We start from the raw sequence: 20,253 nt of genomic DNA, 5'->3' as shown, positions 1-20,253 counted from the left end.
AATTTCACCACTAAGGCACTAAGAGCACAGAGTTACACTAAGACTTAGTGAAGCTAAGTGTCCTTAGTGCCTTAGTGGTAAAAATATTCATCATGAAAAAAACACAACTACTCCTACTTGCAGCCTTCGCCTCCCTGAGTCTCTCTGCACAAGAGCGTCTCGTAGATGGCCAGATGGCAGGTGGTATTCCGCCTGTCCCGACCAAATACAATGCCGAGCCGTGGGAAGACCCCAAAATAACGAGTCTCAATCGCGACCGTTCGCGGGTAACTGCATACTCGTTTGAGACGATTCAGGATGCAATCGTAGGTGATCGCACCAAGACCTCGCGTTTGATGATGCTCAACGGCAACTGGGATTTCTCACTTGCACCTAATCCCGATGCTGCTCCCAAAGACTTTTACAAAAGCCGGGTAAAGGGTTGGAAAACCATTCCCGTACCCTCCAACTGGGAGATGCAGGGATATGATAAACCCATTTACCGCAGCGCAACCTATCCGTTCCGTCCGGCATTGCCTCCCTTTATTCCCAAAGACGATAATCCGGTAGGCTCTTACCAACGCACATTCTCTGTTCCTGCGAATTGGAAAGATATGAATATTACCCTTCATTTTGGAGGGGTGAGTTCTTGTTTTAAGGTCTGGTTAAACGGTGAGTTTGTCGGTTATGGCGAAGACAGCTTTTTGCCTTCCGAATTTAACATCACGCCTTATCTCAAAGCTGATGAAAACGTTCTTTCTGTTCAGGTGATTCGCTGGGGAACCGGAGCATTTCTTGAGGATCAGGACCACTGGCACCTGAGTGGTATTCAGCGCGAGGTGATGCTGTTGGCCGAACCCAAATTGCGTCTGGCAGATTTCCACTGGCAAGCCAAACTGGATAAAGATTACAAAGACGCTGTTCTGAGCATTCGTCCCCGTTTTGATAACTATACGGGAAAAATGATCGAAGGGTACAACGTTAAAGCGCAGCTTTATGATAAAAACAACAAGCCCGTTTTTGAAAAACCGCTCGAACGTACCGTGGAATCCATTATTGCCGAAATCTATCCGCGCCTCGATATGCCGAAATTCGGTCTGCTCGAAACCACGGTGAAGAATCCCGATAAATGGAGCGACGAAACACCAAACCTCTATACATTGGTGCTTTCGCTCGAAGACAAAGACGGTAAACTCCTTGAGGCTAAAAGCTGTAAATTGGGTTTCCGCAAGATCGAATTTTCCAAAACCGATAGCAAACTGCTGATCAACGGTAAGGTGACTTATCTCTATGGCGTAAACCAGCACAATCATCATCCGGTGAGAGGTGAGGCGGTTACCCGGGAGGATATCGAAAAGGATGTTCGTCAGATCAAGCAGTTCAATTTCAATTGCATCAGGACTTCACATTTTCCCAACGATCCCTATTTCTACGAATTGTGTGATAAATACGGTATTCTGGTGATGGATGAAGCAAACCTTGAAACGCACGGCGTGGGAGGGAAGCTCAGTCACGATCCGCTTTGGACAAATGCCTATATGGAACGTATGACGCGGATGGTGGAGCGTGATAAAAATCACCCGAGTGTCATCATCTGGAGTTTGGGTAATGAGTCGGGGCGTGGACCTAACCATGCCGCGATGGCGGAGTGGACACACGATTTCGACATCACGCGTCCGGTACATTACGAACCCGCGCAGGGAAATCACCGTGTGGAAGGTTATGTTGACCCGGAAGATCCGACTTATCCGAAGGTCCATTACAAGCGTATTCAGGTGCCGGTGGATCAGTTTTATGTGGATATGATCAGCCGTTTCTATCCATGTATTGAAACGCTCGACCTGTTGGTCAATCAAAAGAACGGTGACCATCGCCCGATCCTGTTTGTGGAGTATTCGCACTCGATGGGTAATGCTACCGGTAACATGAAAGAGTTCTGGGATAAATTCCGGACAATGCCGCGCCTGATCGGTGGTTGCATCTGGGAATACAAGGATCAGGGCTTGCTGAAGAAGGATGAAAACGGCGTGGAATACTATGCCTACGGAGGTGATTTTGGTGAGAAGCAACACAACGGAGTCTTTTGCATCAAAGGTATTGTAGCGGCTGACGGTCATCCCAAAGCTGCTATTTATGAATGTAAACGCGTTTATCAGCCGGCAGAGTGTGAAATGATTGATGCGGCAAAGGGACTCATTAAAGTAACCAATCGCCACGCTTCAAAATCGTTGGCTGGCTACACCGTTACATTCAAAGTACTGGAAGATGGCAAGGTGATTCTGACCAAAGAGCTGCCACGAATCGCTCTGGCTGCCGGACGCGATACCATTATTTCCGTAAAAAGCATTTTACCTAAATATAAAAAAGGAGCAGAGTATCTGGCGAATATTCGTTTCAGTCTGTCGCAGGATGAGGCCTGGGCTCCGCAAGGGCACGAAGTAGCCTCAAACCAGTTTGTGCTGACCCCGCTTATCCGTCCGCAACAGCCGGTCATCACTTATGCGCCGGTGCAGCAATCAGAGACCGATTCTGCGTTGATCATTTCGGGAAAAAACTTCCGCATGTCGGTAAATAAAAAGAGCGGCGCTCTCTATTCATACCAATGGAAAGGGGAGGAGCAAATCTTTAGCCCTCTGGTGCCCAATTTCGTTCGTCCGCAGACCGATACCGACCGCCGCGGATGGAAACCGGCCAACGTCCTGAAGGAGTGGTACGGCATTGTTCCTAAATTAGTTTTCATACAAGCGAAAGCATTGCGTACAGGAGTCGCTCAGGTGACCAGTGACTACACGTTGATTGATGGCAAAACTACCCTGCAACTTGTTTATACGGTGAATGGAAACGGTGTGCTGAAAGTGGATTACCACCTTGTGCCGGCAGCCGGATTGCCCAATATTCCGAAAGTCGGCCTGCAATGCGGCATCCGTCGGGCTGATGACAACATCACCTGGTATGGCCGCGGATTGTATGAGAATTACGTGGACCGCCGTTACGGTTTCGATGCCGGTATCTGGTCGCAGCCAATAGCGCAGTTTATGGAGCCTTATGTCTATCCGCAGGAGAATGGCAACCGTACTGATGTCCGCTGGATGCATCTGCACGATGCAAAAAATAACGGACTGCTGGTTGTTGCCGATAGCCTTTTGAGCATGAGTGCATGGCCATATACGCAACAAAATATCGTTGAGGCGAAACACACCAACAAGCTCAAGGACGCCGGTTACCTGACGCTCAATATTGACCTTGTGCAAATGGGTCTGGGTGGAAATGATACCTGGTCGGAAGTGTCGCAACCGCTGCCGCAATACCAAATTCTGTCTAAGCCGTACAGCTACAGCTTCTATCTTGTCCCTGCTTCGGGAAATGCAGATGTGATGGGAAGTTTGGTTAAGAAGATTGGGTTTAAGTAAATACTTTCCCATTGAAAATAATAAGGGCTTCGCAAGTTGCGAGGCCCTTATTATTTTCAAAAAGATGCTTCTCAACCGCTAATTTGACCTTTTAAAGCTCAGACAACCTCTTAGCGCCCGCTAATACCCTAAACTGAACCCAAAACACGCTCTTCGCGGTCGCTAATTGGGCATTTTAAATCCAAAACAAGGAATTAGCGCCCGCTAATGAGGCAAACGGGATCTAAAACAAGCTCTTCGCAGTCGCTAATGGTCTGTTTTAAAATGAAAACAAGGAATTAGCGATTGCGAAGAGGGCAAACCGGATGCCGGACAAGGAATTCGCAGGCGCGAAGAGCTTCACCCGGCTTTAAAATGCGAAATTCGCAAGCGGGAACGCTTGTCTGAATTTCAAAACAGGTCATCCCACTTTACAAAAAGAAACACCCGGTTCGGGTTTTGCCGAACCGGGTGTCATAATCAGTTTTCCTGAGGGTTATTCCCATCCGCGTTTATTTCCACGGCCTTCACCATTGTCGTGTTTGTTGCCTTTATCCTCGTTTTTCCATTCGTGTTTGCGGGCTTTTTCATACTCTTTTTGCTGTTTTCGCTCGCTTTTATAAATCTCTTTCCAGTTGCCTTTTCGAGCCCCTTGCGGACTGAAATAAGGTCTGCGGGAATTTTCATTATAGCCACGGATTTCACGAAGACGGTCGGGTGCATACCTCTTTTCGTAGTAGTAACGGGGATAGCTTTCCACGTAATGTTTGTGATTTTGCCACGGATTTACCACCCGGGATCCGAGTGCAATGACAAAACCGTTGTTCAGGTCGAAATTTGCATAAATTCCAGGTAAACTGGCCGAAAATATCCATTGCCCGTTTCTGAAATAAACAAATACCTCCCGTTGCAAATCGTAGTATGCTTCAATGTCGGGCAGGTAGTAGTAACGAACTCCATTATAATAAGGAGGCGCCCAGGCCGGATTGCCATGAGGCGGGCGCGCCAGAGCCGTGTTGCTTTCACTGATTCCCAATCCTGAAAAGAAAAGAATCAGCGCAGCAAACAGTACTCTGAGACTGAATGATTTTAGCGTTTTCATAATTTGGGATTTTAGGGTAAATACTATTATGATGACCTTGTCGGCTTACCTTTAAGGGTATATAAATCAGACAAATCTCGTAGGGATATGTTTAAAATATTGGTGTAAATAATGTTACTGAAAAGATTACTGCATCAACAATCCTTCCTCTGAAATACCGAACAAGGCAAAGTCATATTTCACCGGGTCGTCCGGGTCAAAGGTTCTGAGATGTTCGGTCAGTTCCAATGCCGCAAGCCAGTCAGGTTGTGTGCGGGTAAGCAGCCCGAAATATCTGGCCGTGCGGTCAACATGCACATCGAGAGGACAAATCAGGTCAGCCGGGGATATTTTCTTCCAAATACCGAAATCCACTCCTTTATCATCACTTCGTACCATCCAGCGGAGGAACATATTTAGCCGTTTGCAGGCTGATTTTTGCAAGGGGGAGGCAATGTGCTTGCGGGTGCGATGTGGGGCGTATGATGCGTCAAAGAAATATTCCCGGAAATGAATCAACGCTTCTTCGGCAGTGGCTTTTTCCCCCGGAATAAAAGCATCTTCCAGTGAATTGTATTTCGCAAAATGCCGTTTCATAAAGTCGATGCAGTAAAGCAGGTCGGTATCGTTGAAGGTCCGGTGCTTAAATCCCAGTAAGGACTGTAGGTCGCTTTCGGTGGATTGGGTGATGAATTGGTAGGGTGCATTATCCATTCGCTTGCCCAGTTCGCGACACTTATTGATGATGGTGGTTCGTTGTCCCCACGCTAAAATGGCAGCAAAGAATCCCATAATCTCGATATCCTGTCGCAATGTGTAACTGTGCGGGATGGAGATGGGGTCATTTGGAATAAAACCGGGGCGGTTGTATTGTTCCACCTTTTCGTCCAGAAAAGCTTTAAGTTCAGAGAATGATTCGTTCACGTATTGAGGATTTACAGAAATAAAAATCGGGAGCTATGATACTGCATAGTTCCCGATATAAACAGTTAATTACAGGAAAAGGTTGATGCTTATATTTCATCAATGTGGAAAAGAAGTTTAGAGCAAATGATTTTGCCATTGACCACAAGTGTAATTACATAATAGGTGGTCGCTTGTGGAATGGAAAAGTCTTGCAGGTATGAACCTTTCTGTTGCATACCGTCAATAAGCGTCTGAATGATCTTGCCGGTATTGTCCGAGATATAGAGAGTCACTTTTGCATTTTCAGGTAATGTATAGGCTACCTGCGCATTTTCTTTAAACGGATTGGGGAATACCTTTACATTGTAACTTTCAAAGTCAATTGAATTGTAATCCTGCGAAACTGATTGAGAAACCGGTTGCTGCACAGCGAGTTTCCCAGCCTCAGAATTGTAGGCTACATGATAGGTGTAGGCACTGTCTTTATTGACCTTAGTCATGATAGTTAGCAACGGGTACTTCAGGTTTGGATACGCTGCATTGGCATACCAGCGGTAGGTTACGTTCCACGATGAGATGCTGTCTGTTTTCTGTGTGAATTTTACCCGGAGCACATTATTTATCGTTACGTTGCCGGGTAGAATCAGTGTTCCGTATCCATCGGCTGCCGTGGCATATTCCCCTGAAACGGTTTTATTGCCTTGCCCGATTATATCTCCCTGATATTTACCGCTGAATGCTGAGCCATAAGTAAACGGGAAGACGAATTTTACAATCGGATTGTTGTACCTGACCACGTAGCACGGGCAGGAATAACCGTAGTCTTTGATGTTGTTTTCTGTTACCTTAAAGAAAAACTCGCTGCCTTGTTCCCGCAACAGGATGTTACATTCGGGGAAATTTACCTGATTGCCGGATGCATTCGACTCTAGAAACTGAACCGGGATTTCGCTTTTAGCTGTCAGAACACTAAAATCCCACTTCTGGTTGCTGCCCGGAAGTCCTTCGTTTACATTATTTGCCACAATAAAAGAAGGAGAATCCCCTGCGGTATATGCATTGTTCTGAAAGGATAGCCGGGTTTGTCCATAGGCTGTTATCAGCAAACCCAGACTGAAAATTGTAAAATAGAATAGCTTCTTCATTTGATAAGGATTTTCAGGTTTAGATTATATCAATGTGTCAATCGATTGAAATAGTTTCATGTGTTATCATGAATGGACATGTTCATCCTTTATAAACAAATCAGAAGCCGGTAAAGATTTAAAATCAAGAATTAGTGGGATTATTTATCTGATATTTATATTCCTGAAAACAAAATAACCGCCCCTGGAAAGAAGCGGTTATTTTGCAGTGAAGCTTTTTAACGACGACCACGGCCTGATGAACCGTCTTTGTTATCCGATTTGTTATCGGATTGGCTACGGGTTGCCGGTTGTGAGCTTCTTGGTTCACGCATTTGGCGTTCTACCTTCACCGGTTGTCCGATTTGTCTTCCATAATAGTTCGGACTCTGGTTCTCAACATTTGCCTTACGTTGTTGTTGTTGTTGTTGTTGTTGTTGTTGTTGTTGTTGGCGGTCAGTGTTACCACCTTGTTGTCTGTTACTATTATCACCTTGTCTTGGCTGAGGTTGATAAATGTTATCGTTTCTGTTGTTTTGTGGTTGGGTAACATTGTTGTTATCCTGTCTGTTGCCGGATTGTTGGCGGTTGTCATAGCCACCTTGTTTGGGTTGTTGCGGTTGAGCGTTAGTGTTGTCAGGTCGGTTGTTCGGTTGTTGACGGTCGTATCCTGATTTCCTATTATCTTGTTGACGGTTATCTGAAGGCCGTCTTCCCTGGTCCTGACGATTTCCCTGATTGTAAATATCATTATCGTAACGTTCGTATTTGAACTTACGGTTTTCTTTCAACCCTTCATTATCCCACTTACGGGCACGGTTCCTTTCATTTTCACCCCAGAAGAATGGTCTGCGAATATTTTCATTAAATCCTCTTACGTAAGGTATATTACGATGGTCATAGTAGTCACGGTAATAATATCTCGGGTAGTGGGAAATGTAATAGTGGTGGTGCAGCCATGGACGGAAAACATTGATGTTAAGAGCAATTACAAAGCAATCGTCCAGGTCGAAATCAGAATAATAACCCGGTAAATAAGGGGATGAATACCATCTACCGTCTTCCAGAAAGATGAATTCATTTCGGGTCAGGTCAAAATAAACCTCGATGTCAGGGATATAGTAGTAGCGAACGCCTTCATAATAAGGAGGAGCCCACCTTGGATTGACATACCTTCCCTGCGCGGAAACTGAGGTTACCATAAAAGAACTGCAGCTGCTGAATCCTCCTGATATCAGGGTCAGTAGAGCAAACAGGAAGAAAAGTTTTTTCGCTTTCATAATTGTAGGTATTTAGTAGAAATATAGTCTTTAAAAATTATGACTGTCAACTCATAAACTTTTATATTACTTAGACGTAAGAAATACCGAAACGTTGCGGCCAAGAATTCGAATTTGAGTAAATTAACGAAATGAGAAATGAGGCAAATGTGACATGTGTTGTAAATCAGATAATTATCTTATAGGATTGAATAAATGAACATGCTTTTAAATCCCAATATAAGGACTCGAACTACTCACTATAACAATTTGTCAATATAATGTGTACGATAATACAAGTAAATAGTTTTCGAAAACACATACTTTTGCTCCGATTTTAAACACCATTTGACCATGACTAAATTGAAAGACAAAGTTATCGTGATCACCGGAGCAACAGGCGTGTTGTGCCGCGCCATTGCATTGAATCTGGCCGAAAATGGGGCGACCGTAGTGTGTCTCGCCCGTAAGAAAGAGGCCGGAGATGCCTTGGTGAAGGAGATTACGGACAAAGGAGGTAAGGCCTATTTCTTTACAACCGATGTAACGGATATCGAGAAACTGAAAAAGAATCGCGAAGAGATTCTGGCGACCTGTGGTACCATTGACGTGCTGATTAATGGTGCCGGTGGTAATATGCCGGGGGCAAATGTATTGCCTGACCAGTCGTTGCTCGACCTTGACCTGGATGAACTGCGTAAAGCGATTGACCTCAATCTGTACGGAACCATTTATCCGACTCAAATCTTCTCGGAAGTGATGATTCGCAATAAAAAGGGAAATATCATCAACTTCACCTCTGTAACTGTTGACCGCCCGATGACACGTGTAATCGGCTATTCATCGGCTAAGGCAGCTATTGCCAACTTTACCAGATGGTTGGCGGTTGAGTTTGCTCAAAAATACGGAGACCAAATGCGTGTGAATGCCATCCGTCCGGGTTTTTACCTGACAGAACAAAATCGCTCGCTGCTGACCAACCCAGACGGTTCGCTGACCGAGCGTGGCGGCAAAATCATCAACATGACACCAATGGGTCGCATGGGTCGTCCGGAAGAGCTTTGCGGGGCAGTCCTTTATTTATGTAGTGACGAATCATCGTTCATGAACGGACAGACCATCACTGTGGATGGTGGATTTGAAGCTTATTCGGGAGTATAAATAGGGCGTGAAGGACTGAGGGATAGAATGACTGATGAAAATTCTAACCTTCAGTCCCTCAATCCCTCAATCATAAATAATTCAAATATGAAGACATTTGAACAATCCTGGCGCTGGTACGGACCGAATGACCCTATCACCCTGAAAGACATTCGTCAAACAGGAGCAACCGGCATTGTGTCGGCATTGCACCACATTCCGGTGGGACAAATCTGGCCGGTGGAAGAGATTAAAGCTTATAAGGAAAATATAGAGAAAGAGGGTCTGGTCTGGCGAGTAGTGGAGAGTGTAAACATCCACGAAGACATCAAACGCCGCACCGGAAACTATGAGCAATACATCGAAAACTACAAAATCACTCTTCGCAACCTGGCTCAATGTGGTATTTCAGTAGTAACTTACAACTTCATGCCGGTTATCGACTGGGTGCGCACCGACCTTTTCTATCCGGTAGAAGACGGCTCGAAAGCGATGTATTTTGATAAATATGCATTCCTTGCATTTGACCTTTTTGTCCTTGAACGGGAAGGTGCGAAAGAGGATATTTCAGCAGAAGACCAGGTGAAAGCCGTAGAGCGCTACAAAACAATGACCACAGATGAAAAAGAGCGTCTGTTACAGGTCGTTTTATCGGGTATTCCCGGTGCAAATGAGGCTTTTACCGTAGAACAGGTAAAAGCAGAACTGAAAAAGTATCAGGGTATTGATGCTGACAAACTCCGTGGCAATTTGATTTTGTTCCTTCAAGAGGTCGCTCCGGTGGCTGAAGAGTGTGGAATTTCCCTGGCGATTCACCCGGATGACCCACCTTTTCCAGTATTGGGAATTCCACGCATCGGCAGTACAGAGTCGGACTTTAAAGCTATCCTCGATGCTGTTCCTTCAAAAGCGAATGGTCTTTGCTTCTGTACCGGTTCGTTGAGCGTACGCGCTGATAATGACCTTCCGGATATGGCTGAGCGTTTGGGCGACCGAATTCACTTTGTACACCTGCGTAGCACGCAACAGTTACCCGACGGAAACTTCTTCGAAGCCAATCACCTCGAAGGTAGTGTGGATATGTACAACGTCGTGAAAAATCTGCTCAAAGTGATGCAGAAGCGCAACATATCATTGCCGATGCGTCCTGATCACGGTCACCAGATGCTGGATGATTTACACAAAAAACAAGTCTTTTACGGTTACTCACTTTATGGCCGTATGCGCGGGCTGGCAGAGCTTCGCGGCTTAGAGATGGGTATTGCAAAAGGAATGTCTGCCGAGTAAGCAGATTACTTTATTGATAAAATAAAACGGGACTCTCCGCAATGACATTTGCAAGGAGAGTCCCGCTTTTGTTTATTATTTTACACCGTAGAATTTTCGGTTTATTTTCCAGTCAATCATTACTTGGTCAAGTACCACATCGGCGTCGACCGCGAAGATGTGGAGGGTGTGTTTTCCCGCCGTACTGAATTTCCATGGCATTTTTACTATCGCCTGATTGCGAAGTACATTTTCCTTCCAGGTTGTGCTTCTACCCACCGTCTTAAAGTTGAACAGTTGAGGTTTACTATTATCCATGGAAATAGCAATGCGCATTGGATTTTTGCTGTCCACCGGTTGGTCGGGTAGAAGATAGAGGCTAATCAACGCACTATCTGCATCAGTAGTGGAAAACGTGTATTCAAGAGACGGATTTAACGTAACATCATCTTGTAATGAAGCGTTGAATGGCTGCAACGCCATGGCTTTTCCGCTAAAACCGAGCCCCTGAACCGGCTGCCATTGGGCTGTAGCGCTTTTCTTCGATACGAGAGATGAGGCAGGTAACGTTATGCAACGATTTTGTCGGCTGTCGTTGACATCATTTTGCACTTTGATTTTTATCGGAAATCGGCTTCCATTAGCATTCAGGATAATAAGTCCTTCTGTCATTGCATTTTTTTGCTTTTCAGGAATAACTGATAATGCTAATTTTTTCGCAGGTAAAATCTCTCCGGCTGAAAGGGATTCCACAGCCAGCCAATCCGGCTTTTTCTCAATGTTAAATGCTTCTGCGTTGAAGCAATAAATTCCTTTGGAGTCGTGATTTAATACCAATCTTACGGTATCACCTTTTGAAATTGGTTTTTCAGACTCTTCAGGCCAAATAAGCGGAGCCGTCGCTGCATTTGCTGACAGAGTCGGTAATTCCGGTTGGATGAATACATTGAGTTTGCGGGGTTGGAAGGACATCATTTGATTCCATTTCCCGTTTTCAAGTGAATCATTATAATAGGCCGTCAATTGCTGGATTTTCTCATAGGCATTCAGGCTTCGTTGCGAAACGAGTTGTGTTGCAGATAAGTTATTTGCTGCAAACAGATTGGCGTATTGCCAGTTGAGCCACTTTTTATTCATTTGCGAAGCTCCTGTCACCGGATATTTTACCAGCTCATAAAAGGCACTTTTCAAAGATGGAGAGATATTGGATTCAAGTTCGTTAACTTGTTGCTCCAATTGGTCGTATTGTTTCAGTCTTGTTGCTATTTCGTCTCCGAATTCAGTAAAATTCAGGTCTGAAGGTTTTACTTTAGTATTGGGCTCGGTTTGGCTCCAACCCATAAATTCAGGCCGACGGATGAAAGCAAGGCGATAATATTCATCCATAATATTTTTGAGAGGAGCGGCATTTTCTGCCCCGAATGTTTTACCCATCCATTGTTGCAGGTGCCCGGAAATATTATCGCGTTTTACAGATTGCGGATTCCAGGCAAGGTCGAGACAAAACTCCGTCAGGTATTCTCCTGGCTTAATATCTCCTACGTTGAAAATCCACATTTTGCGGGCGTTGTAAGCCCTCGCCCGTTGCATTTCCTGCCAGATGAGAGCCGGTTGCGTGGTTGCCAGCCAGAGGTAATCGTGCGGACGGCCCCAGTAAGAGATGTGATAATATACTCCTGCGCCACCTTTGCGTTTTTGTTCTTCCGCGTTGCTCAGGCGGGTAAGATATCCGTAATTATCGTCGCACCAAACAAGAGTCACATCGTCAGGTACTTTCAGCCCGGCATTATAGGCATCAAGCACCTCTTTGTAAGGGATGAAAATTTGTGGAATTTCTTCCGGGTTTTTCTTCAGGAATTTCTGAAGAAGACTACGTTGCTCTTTGAAAACATCGGTCAGTCCCTCCACCTGTTGCTGAACGGTTTTGGCACCTTCCATTGCTCCGTCATGTATGCCGCGCATCCCCACGGTATAGACGTTTTCGTACTTCGATGCCTCTGTGAGTCGTTCGCTCCAGTAGTCGATAACCCCTTTTTTATTGGTGAAAAAGTTGTAATCCCCACGGGTCTTGTGGTCCCATTCGAGTGGATTACTGCGCATCAGTGGTTCACAATGCGAAGTGCTGACTATGATACCGAAACTATCAGCCATCGCTGCATTTCCCTTTACGAAATAAAACGGAGTGGTACATTCATGCATTGCAGGCCAGATGGTATTGGCCCTAAGTCGAAGTAGTAATTCGAATATTTTTCCGTATGTCTTTGGTCCGATTTCGCCCACTTCCGGCTCGAAGGTTTTAGATGCCCAGGGCTTCAGTCCCCAGTCTTCATCGTTAAGGAAAATACCCCGGTACTGAACAGCCGGTTTATCGGTAATGATTTTATCAAGGGAAATGGAAAGCTCGCTTTTGTGATTTGGCTTCACATCGGCCCACCAAATCCAGGGCGAGATACCGATAAGGCGGGACAATTCAAGAATGCCATAAGCTGTACCGCGGCGGTCACTTCCCATCACCACGAGGAGCTTGCCTTGTTTTCGTTCGATGATTTGGATGGAAAAGGCTTCCCATTTACCGGCTACAGAATCAGTGGAGAGGTGATATTTCTTAATGGTGGATTGTAGCAATTTACTTTTGCCAAAAGTTCCGGCGATGATGGCATTTCCCGATGACGGGATTTCTGTCTGAAGAAGCGGTTTAACTCTGGCGATTTCAGTAACGTCATTTTGAAACATTCCGGCAGCTTTTCTTACAACAGAGGCTTCGTTCTGGTCTATGCAGATTATCGCTCTGTCCTTGCCGGAAACTATTGTGAAATCAGCAGCCGTTAGTTTTGCAGTAAAGAAAAAAAACAGGAAACAAATGGTGAATGTGTTGAATATTGATTTTCTCATGTGATGATTTTTAAGGAGGTACAAAAGAAGTAACTTTTCAGATAGGAAAACAAGAGAAAATGACCAATTATATGGAAAATTGTCGCAAACTACGCTATTGCGGCTCTAAATTCACATTACGAATCTGGAATGTTTACAAATTATATCATTCCGTACTCTATTTTAAATTGGCGAATTTCGTTTTTTGTTGTTCCTTTGCATCCCGTCGAGCTTTATGGACGGGATAGTTTACATTCGCCTAAACATACAGGAGATATGTTATTTAACCCTCAACTTATACAGAAATACGATAAACCTGGCCCCCGCTATACCAGCTATCCGCCTGCAACTTTCTTCAAATCGGGCATCGGCCAGGAACTTTTCCGCGAACACATCATCGCATCCAATCAAAGTCACCCCCGCAATTTGTCGTTCTATTTCCATGTGCCCTTTTGCCCGCAGCTTTGCAATTTTTGCGGATGCAATACCGGCGCTATGCCTCGCCGCGACTACGTGGAACTTTACATGAAGACGATGATGCGGGAGTTTGAAACCGTGGCTCAGTGGCTCGATGCTTCACGTCCCGTCACGCAGATTCACTGGGGCGGAGGTACGCCCAATGCGATCTCGATGAAGCTCGTAGGCGATGTGATGTCGCTGGTCCGCAAATATTTCACCCTGGCCGAAGATGCTGAGGTGGCTATGGAATGTAATCCGGCCTACGTGTCCTATAAACAAGTGGATGAACTGGTAGACATGGGATTCAACCGCATTAGCCTGGGGATTCAGGATTTTGAAACAGAGGTATTGCGTCGTATTCACCGAAAGCCGTCAACTCTTCCTGTTTCCGATTTGGTGAAATATATGCAGGATAAAGGCATTCGGGTAAATCTGGATTTCGTTTACGGCTTGCCAGGTCAATCCCCGGAAAGTTTTGAAAATACTATACGTCAGGCTTACGATGCAAATCCCGACCGCATTGTCACTTTCTCCTATGCTCACGTGCCTTGGGTGAAAGCGGCTCAGAAAGAGTTGGAGCAATATGCCATTCCGCAAGGAACCGAGAAACTGGAAATGTTTCGCCGGACTTATGAAAAGCTCACTCGCGACGGTTATGTGGCTATCGGTCTTGACCATTTTGCTAAACCTGACGATGAAATGGCGCAGGCGTTAACCGCCCACTCGCTGCACCGTAATTTTATGGGATATTGCACCATTTCGCATACAGGGCAGGTTTATGCGTTCGGAGCTTCTTCCATTACACAGCTTGACAATGCCTATTTCCAGAATTATAAAGATACACAAGCTTATATTGATGCTGTTACTGCACAAGAGACCGCTGTGGATAAAGGTTACATTATGACGGATACTGACAAGCTTTGCCGTGCCGTGATTCAGGAGATTATGTGCAATCACTTTGTCGATTTGGAGACCATGGCAGCCCGTTTCCAGCTGACTTATGGGGAACTGCAGGAGAAACTGTGTTTTAATCCCGATGCCTTGCAATCGTTTATTGAAGATGATTTAGTCAAATGGGAAAATCATAAATTGACAGTATTTCCCGAAGGCCGAATGTTTCTGCGTAATGTGGCCATGCTATTTGACCCGCTATATTCAGTGGGAACCGGACAATATTCACGAACTGTGTAAACACTCGTACCTGACAGATTTTTTCATAACGTACAGGAATAACTTTGACAATGAAACAAACGATAGATATCGCAGTGATTGGAGCCGGCTTGACCGGACTGACCACTGCCCATTATTTGAAGAAAGCCGGGAAGAATTTCCGGGTGATTGAACGAAAAAAGGTCGTAGGTGGAGATATTCAGACCGGACATGAGAATGGATTCGCTTTCGAACAAGGTCCCAGTACCGGAGTGATGAGCAACGAGTTTGTAGCAGAACTCTTTGAAGACTTGCAGGGCCTTTGCGAACTAGAGCGCCCGACTGATGCGGTGAATAAACGCTATGTGTTATATAAAGGCAAATGGGAAGCCCTCCCTTCCGGTCTGATGGGTGGTGTCAAAACCCCCCTATTTACCTGGAAAGATAAGTTAAGTCTGTTGGGAGAACCTTTTCGTAAACCCGGAACCAATCCGAATGAAACCCTGTCCGAATTGGTGCTGCGTCGTATGGGAAAAAGTTTTCTTGATTATGCCATTGACCCGTTTATCATTGGAGTTTATGCCGGAGACCCTGGCTATCTGGTTCCACGTTTTGCTTTGCCCAAACTCTATAATCTGGAGCAAAACTATGGTAGTTTCATTGGCGGTTCAGTCAAAATGATGCGCGAGAAAGCAAGAATCGAACCCAAAACTGATAAAAAGAAGAAAGAGAAAAACCGTATATTTTCGGTAAAAGGAGGCCTTTCAAATTTTATGCAGGCTCTTTACCAATCGGCTGGAACTGAAAACTTCTTGTTGGGTGTAGCCGGATTGACCATCGTTCCTGAAAATGGGATATATCATATCACAGGTAAAAACGCTGATGGCTCAATATTTGAATTAACAGCAAATAAGGTGATTACAACCACCGGCGCTTACGAGCTGGACAAGCTTCTGCCTTTTGTGGATGAGACAAAAATGCAGAATATTACCAATCTTCGCTATGCACGAGTTCTACAGATTGCTTTAGGCTTTAATCAATGGATGGGTTGGCAACCGGATGCTTTTGGCGGGTTGATATCTCATAAAGAGAATCGTCAGATATTGGGTGTTCTCTTCCCTTCTGTTTTTCTACAGGGACGTGCACCGGAAAAGGGAGCTCTCTTTTCAGTATTTATGGGTGGCGTTCGTAATAATAATCTGGTGGAGAAATCCGATGATGAGATACGTTCCCTGCTTGAAAAAGAGATTTGTGATTTGATGAAGCTGCAAGAATTTAAACCTGATTTAATCCGTATTTTTCGCTATAATCATGCCATTCCGCAATACGGGGCTGATTGTGAGGCTCGTTTTGCCGCTCTAGACCAAATACAATCCGAATATTCTGGCTTATATATTGGAGGTAACCTGCGAAATGGAATTGGAATGGCTGACCGGATAAAGCAGGGTAAAGAACTGGCTGGGATGGTGTAATGGTATTTTTGAACACATGAAATAGAATCAAATAAGGGCTGGATTTTTTGAATTCCAGCCCTTATTTGTGTATGCGTATCTTAGTGGGAATAACCTTATTCCACTTTCTCTGTCTTAATAATCAGAAGCTTATCAACACGGCTTTTGTCCATATCAACGACTTCGAATTTCAGTTCTTTATAGTAGAAAATGTCTCCCTCTTCCGGGATACGGTGAAGGAAGTGCATGGCCAGACCACCGAGTGTTGTAAATCCTAGGTTGTCAATGTCTTCATGAATCAGGATTTCCATCTTATCCATAAAGTCATCGATATTCATCGAACCATCCACAAGCATCGAGCCGTCTTCACGATAAACAATATCCACTTCATCCATTTCATTTTCTTCGGGTATTTCGCCCAATACCGCTTCCGTAATGTCGTGGAGTGTGATGATACCTTCAACAGTTCCGTATTCATTAATAACGACCCCAAAGTTGGTTGCCTTTTGCTTGAAAAGTTCCAAAACTTTTGCTGCTTTCAGATTTTCAGGAATGTAGAGAGGTTCCTGAGCGATGGATTTGAGGTCAAAAATTGCTTCTTCATTCAATAGGGAGATAATACCTTTCACTGCTATTACGCCAATAATATTATCGATATTGTCGTCACACAGGAGGTATTTACTGTATTTCTCCTCTTGTATAAGGGTGATTACTTCGTTTTGTGTCATAGTCGGCTCCATGATAATAACTTCCGAACGGTGAGTCATGATCTCGTTGGCCCGGCGGTCTCCAAAACGGAAAACATCCTTAATCATTTGCGTCTCTTCCTTATCGATTACCCCTTGTTCAGAGCTTTGATTCAGAATGAATTTCAGCTCTTCCTCAGTCATTGACTTTTCTTCATTTTCCTTAATACCAAAGAGTTTGTTGAAAAGTTTGGTCGAAAAACTGAGCAAAAGAACAAAAGGGTAAACTAATTTGGTAAGAAAAACCATCAACGGAGTGAGACTGATTGTTATTTTTTCAGGGTTATTAAGCGCTAATGATTTGGGAACCAACTCACCAATAACCAATGAAAAATAGGTAATCAGGGATACGACAATGACCACGGCAAGGTCATTTGCAATCTCATGGATGGAGTCGAAGGTTTTGAGGAAATTGGCTAAGTCTCCAGATAATGCAATTCCTCCGTATGCACCGGAAATAATACCAATCAGGGTAATTCCGACCTGGATTGTTGATAGAATTTTTTCAGGCTCGGCTAATAAAGAAATAACTTTCTTTGCGGTTTTGTTCCCTTTTTGAGAAAGAGTCTCTAATCGGGCCCTGCTGCATGATACTAATGCCATTTCATACATGGCAAAAACACCATTCAATAAAATCAAGAAACATATAATAAGTAGTTCCATTTGTTCCGTTTTCTGCAAAAATAGAAAAAAGTTGGTAGTATCTGATGTCCATAGATACAGATTCCTGTGTTCATTTAGCAAAAGGAGTTTGCTTTTGTGATATATCTGTATATATACTGAATGTTTAATTGTAGAAGTTTTGAAAGCGAATGTGAATGTTGGAACCAGGAATATGGAAACCTATTCTCGACTTTCACTGAAAAGATATAATACAAATAAGCCTTGGAATAAGATGATTATGTTTAATATTGCTGATCCAGTGCGAACAGTCATGATATGGACTTTTAATTTCAGAGTCACTATATCTTAGTTTCATTGCGTCCTAATTAGCCTGTGGAAATTGTGTGTTATATGAACTTTCTATTATCTTTGTTGCTACTAAGCTGGTGCCATAATGCTTTGTCAACTCATGAAGTTCGTTGTTTTTGGATACAATTAGAAGGACGTTTATTGTTATTTTGTGAATTATTGTTGGTTTTAGCTGTCTTTTGGGAGTTGGGCTGTTCCAATTGTTAGCTTAAAGATTGAAAACTAAACTGCTTCTTTTTTCGGAATAGCCTAAGACTTCAAAATTAACATATTGTTGATTATGGATATTGAAGCTTTGGAGATAGTATATTGTGGCTGAATATTTAAAGAGAAGAGGTTTGAATTACATTATTATGTTGAAATTGTTTCGTAACTTTTGGGAGAATATTTTGGAAAGAATGATCAATGCGAGGTATACAAGTCGTTGGATCATCTTTAGTCTGGATTTATTGTTGTCCACTGCTTCGATTGTATTGTCTTTTATTTTGACGATTAATCTGTCTCCTTTATTAGTAACGTTATTGCCGCCCTTTAAAATATTGTTGTTTGTAAATACAATATTGTACGCTGTATTTTATTTGACTTTTAAGACTCATTCGGGGATTGTCAGATACTCTAGCAATCAGGATGTTTGGCGTTTACTTGCATCGTCGTTTACGGCAAATTTTATTTTGCTTGTTTTGGGGCTTGTTTTTAGATATGGTTTTATCCCTGAACTATCGCTTTTAATTTGGAATTTTACCTTTTCTTTTGTTGGCCTGATTACCTTCCGTTTGATTATCGTGAGAATTTTTGTTTCTATCACCAGTAAAAACGAAAAGGTATTACACAAGGCTGTAGTGTATGGTACCAGTGTTGTAAGCGTTGCTATGGCAAAAGAAATTCAGGCTCATCGAAAAAGAGATTATAAATTAATTGGATTTCTGACTTCAGACTTTAATATGAATAAGAAGCGGATTCTAGACTTACCCGTATATCATTTGAATCATAATCTGAACTTTTTGAAAGCCTTATATGAAATTGATACGGTGATTTTTACCAATAAAGAGAACTTGTATAATAGTCGGGAGAATTTGTTGGATGAGTGTATGAAACTGAATCTTAAGATGATGCTGGCTAAAAGCCCTATGGATTTAATACAACACGAGGGTAGTAATAACGTAAAAGCCTTGAGAGAGATTCAGATTGAAGATTTACTAGGACGTGAGGAAATAGAAATAAGTACAGATAAAATTCGCCACCAGTTAGAAGGAAAAGTTGTTTTGGTGACTGGTGCTGCAGGTTCTATAGGGGGAGAAATAGTTCGTCAGATTGCAAAGTTTGCTCCATCGCTGCTGCTTTTGGTAGATACAGCAGAAACTCCTCTACATAATATGCAACTTGAACTAGAGGATAATAATAAAGGGTTGAATTTTAAGACAATTATCGCAGATATCCGGAATGTAGAACGCCTGAAATGGATATTTAGTACTTTTAAACCGCAGATTGTATATCATGCAGCTGCATATAAGCATGTTCCACTGATGGAAAAGAGTCCCTGTGAGGCTATTTTGACTAATGTCGATGGAACAAGAAATGTCGTAGATCTTGCCATTCGTTTCAGCTCTGAACGTTTTGTATTTGTATCGACAGACAAGGCCGTTAATCCTTCAAACATAATGGGGGCATCAAAGCGTATTGCAGAGATTTATGTTCAATCATTAGCCAAATACATAAGTCGAAGAAATATGCCGATCAAATTTATCACCACTCGTTTTGGAAATGTGTTAGGTTCTAATGGTTCGGTGATTCCCCGGTTTAGAAAACAGATCGAAGAAGGAGGGCCAATAACAGTTACCCACCCTGAAATCACCCGTTATTTTATGACCATACCAGAGGCCTGTCGTCTTGTGTTAGAGGCCGGTAATATGGGAGAGAATGGAGAGATATATGTTTTTGATATGGGTAAATCAATCAAAATAAAAGATCTTGCTGTGAGAATGATCGAGCTTGCTGGATTGATTCCGGATCAGGATATAAAAATTAAATATACAGGATTGCGTCCGGGGGAAAAGTTATATGAAGAATTGCTAAATGACCATGAGATTACCAAGCCCACGTCACACAAAAAAATTATGGTTGCGGATGTGCGGGAATATAACTTCCGTGAAGTTTTAAAATCGATAAATAGTTTAATTGAAATGTCTCGTAGAATGGATGTAAATGAAACTGTTTATAAAATGAAATTATTGGTGCCGGAGTTTATTAGTGAAAACTCAATATATGAGACATTGGATACTCATCTTGGAATCCATGAGGTTCATAAAATTGGAGCTGATAATTGAATATGATATTTTGGGTAATGATAGATAGGGGGATGTAAAAAAAGCAGCTCTAATTCTAATGAACAGAACTGCCTCTTTGACTATCTATCTCTCAATATGTTTCTTCAATTACCTGGAATGTGTATTCATTTCAGAAA

General features: G+C 43.3%; 12 protein-coding genes. 6 read left to right on the top strand and 6 right to left on the bottom strand.

Annotated elements, in window-relative coordinates; translation table 11 throughout:
- Positions 1-92 precede the first annotated feature (92 nt).
- Positions 93-3,389, top strand: a complete 3,297-nt coding sequence (locus MLE17_RS13490) for a glycoside hydrolase family 2 TIM barrel-domain containing protein (protein WP_243349236.1) — start codon at positions 93-95, stop codon at positions 3,387-3,389.
- A gap of 475 nt (positions 3,390-3,864) precedes the next feature.
- Here the strand turns inward: MLE17_RS13490 and MLE17_RS13485 are convergent, their stop codons facing one another.
- The 4 genes from MLE17_RS13485 to MLE17_RS13470 all read right to left on the bottom strand — a co-directional run bounded on the left by MLE17_RS13485 (position 3,865) and on the right by MLE17_RS13470 (position 7,759).
- A complete protein-coding gene (locus tag MLE17_RS13485; protein WP_243349235.1) occupies positions 3,865-4,470 on the bottom strand; it encodes a hypothetical protein in 606 nt (201 codons plus the stop codon).
- 126 nt (positions 4,471-4,596) lie between these two features.
- A complete protein-coding gene (locus MLE17_RS13480) occupies positions 4,597-5,373 on the bottom strand; it encodes a TIGR02757 family protein (RefSeq protein ID WP_243349234.1) in 777 nt (258 codons plus the stop codon).
- An 89-nt stretch (positions 5,374-5,462) separates the two neighbouring features.
- Positions 5,463-6,500, bottom strand: a complete 1,038-nt coding sequence (locus tag MLE17_RS13475; protein ID WP_243349233.1) for a T9SS type A sorting domain-containing protein — start codon at positions 6,498-6,500, stop codon at positions 5,463-5,465.
- A 218-nt stretch (positions 6,501-6,718) separates the two neighbouring features.
- Positions 6,719-7,759: a hypothetical protein gene (locus MLE17_RS13470; RefSeq protein WP_243349232.1), complete on the bottom strand. Its 1,041-nt coding sequence runs from the start codon at positions 7,757-7,759 to the stop codon at positions 6,719-6,721.
- Between the two features lie 333 nt (positions 7,760-8,092).
- Here MLE17_RS13470 and MLE17_RS13465 point away from each other — a divergent pair, with 333 nt between their 5' ends.
- Entirely contained in the window at positions 8,093-8,899 is an 807-nt protein-coding gene (locus MLE17_RS13465) for an SDR family oxidoreductase (RefSeq protein WP_243349231.1), read from the top strand.
- 87 nt (positions 8,900-8,986) lie between these two features.
- Positions 8,987-10,165, top strand: coding sequence for a mannonate dehydratase (uxuA, locus tag MLE17_RS13460; protein WP_243349230.1), 1,179 nt, complete (start codon positions 8,987-8,989; stop codon positions 10,163-10,165).
- A 75-nt stretch (positions 10,166-10,240) separates the two neighbouring features.
- Here uxuA and MLE17_RS13455 read toward each other — a convergent pair whose 3' ends face one another.
- Positions 10,241-13,036: a glycosyl hydrolase 115 family protein gene (locus tag MLE17_RS13455; protein WP_243349229.1), complete on the bottom strand. Its 2,796-nt coding sequence runs from the start codon at positions 13,034-13,036 to the stop codon at positions 10,241-10,243.
- A gap of 255 nt (positions 13,037-13,291) precedes the next feature.
- Between MLE17_RS13455 and hemN the strand changes: the two genes are divergently transcribed.
- Positions 13,292-14,665 (top strand): oxygen-independent coproporphyrinogen III oxidase, encoded by a 1,374-nt coding sequence (gene hemN, locus MLE17_RS13450; protein WP_243349228.1) that lies wholly within the window; start codon positions 13,292-13,294, stop codon positions 14,663-14,665.
- 50 nt (positions 14,666-14,715) lie between these two features.
- Positions 14,716-16,095 carry a protoporphyrinogen oxidase gene (hemG, locus tag MLE17_RS13445; RefSeq protein WP_243349227.1) on the top strand — a complete coding sequence of 460 codons (1,380 nt, stop codon included), beginning with the start codon at positions 14,716-14,718 and terminating at the stop codon, positions 16,093-16,095.
- 95 nt (positions 16,096-16,190) lie between these two features.
- Here the strand turns inward: hemG and MLE17_RS13440 are convergent, their stop codons facing one another.
- Positions 16,191-17,483, bottom strand: coding sequence for a hemolysin family protein (locus tag MLE17_RS13440; RefSeq protein ID WP_243349226.1), 1,293 nt, complete (start codon positions 17,481-17,483; stop codon positions 16,191-16,193).
- A gap of 647 nt (positions 17,484-18,130) precedes the next feature.
- Here MLE17_RS13440 and MLE17_RS13435 point away from each other — a divergent pair.
- Positions 18,131-20,116 (top strand): polysaccharide biosynthesis protein, encoded by a 1,986-nt coding sequence (locus MLE17_RS13435; protein ID WP_243349225.1) that lies wholly within the window; start codon positions 18,131-18,133, stop codon positions 20,114-20,116.
- The last annotated feature ends 137 nt before the right edge of the window (positions 20,117-20,253 follow it).

Origin of the sequence: Parabacteroides sp. FAFU027 (assembly GCF_022808675.1) — a bacterium.
Taxonomy (GTDB): Bacteria; Bacteroidota; Bacteroidia; order Bacteroidales; family UBA7332; genus CAXXIC01.
The sequence above is the reverse complement of the archived record's forward strand: the minus strand, read 5'-3'. Positions and strand labels throughout refer to the sequence as shown.

Coding starts and splice junctions, on each gene's coding strand:
- MLE17_RS13465 (WP_243349231.1), top strand. CDS start 8,093: ATGACTAAATTGAAAGACAAAGTTATCGTGATCACCGGAGCAACAGGC.
- MLE17_RS13455 (WP_243349229.1), bottom strand. CDS start 13,036: ATGAGAAAATCAATATTCAACACATTCACCATTTGTTTCCTGTTTTTT.
- uxuA (WP_243349230.1), top strand. CDS start 8,987: ATGAAGACATTTGAACAATCCTGGCGCTGGTACGGACCGAATGACCCT.
- MLE17_RS13440 (WP_243349226.1), bottom strand. CDS start 17,483: ATGGAACTACTTATTATATGTTTCTTGATTTTATTGAATGGTGTTTTT.
- MLE17_RS13475 (WP_243349233.1), bottom strand. CDS start 6,500: ATGAAGAAGCTATTCTATTTTACAATTTTCAGTCTGGGTTTGCTGATA.
- hemN (WP_243349228.1), top strand. CDS start 13,292: ATGTTATTTAACCCTCAACTTATACAGAAATACGATAAACCTGGCCCC.
- MLE17_RS13485 (WP_243349235.1), bottom strand. CDS start 4,470: ATGAAAACGCTAAAATCATTCAGTCTCAGAGTACTGTTTGCTGCGCTG.
- MLE17_RS13470 (WP_243349232.1), bottom strand. CDS start 7,759: ATGAAAGCGAAAAAACTTTTCTTCCTGTTTGCTCTACTGACCCTGATA.
- hemG (WP_243349227.1), top strand. CDS start 14,716: ATGAAACAAACGATAGATATCGCAGTGATTGGAGCCGGCTTGACCGGA.
- MLE17_RS13490 (WP_243349236.1), top strand. CDS start 93: ATGAAAAAAACACAACTACTCCTACTTGCAGCCTTCGCCTCCCTGAGT.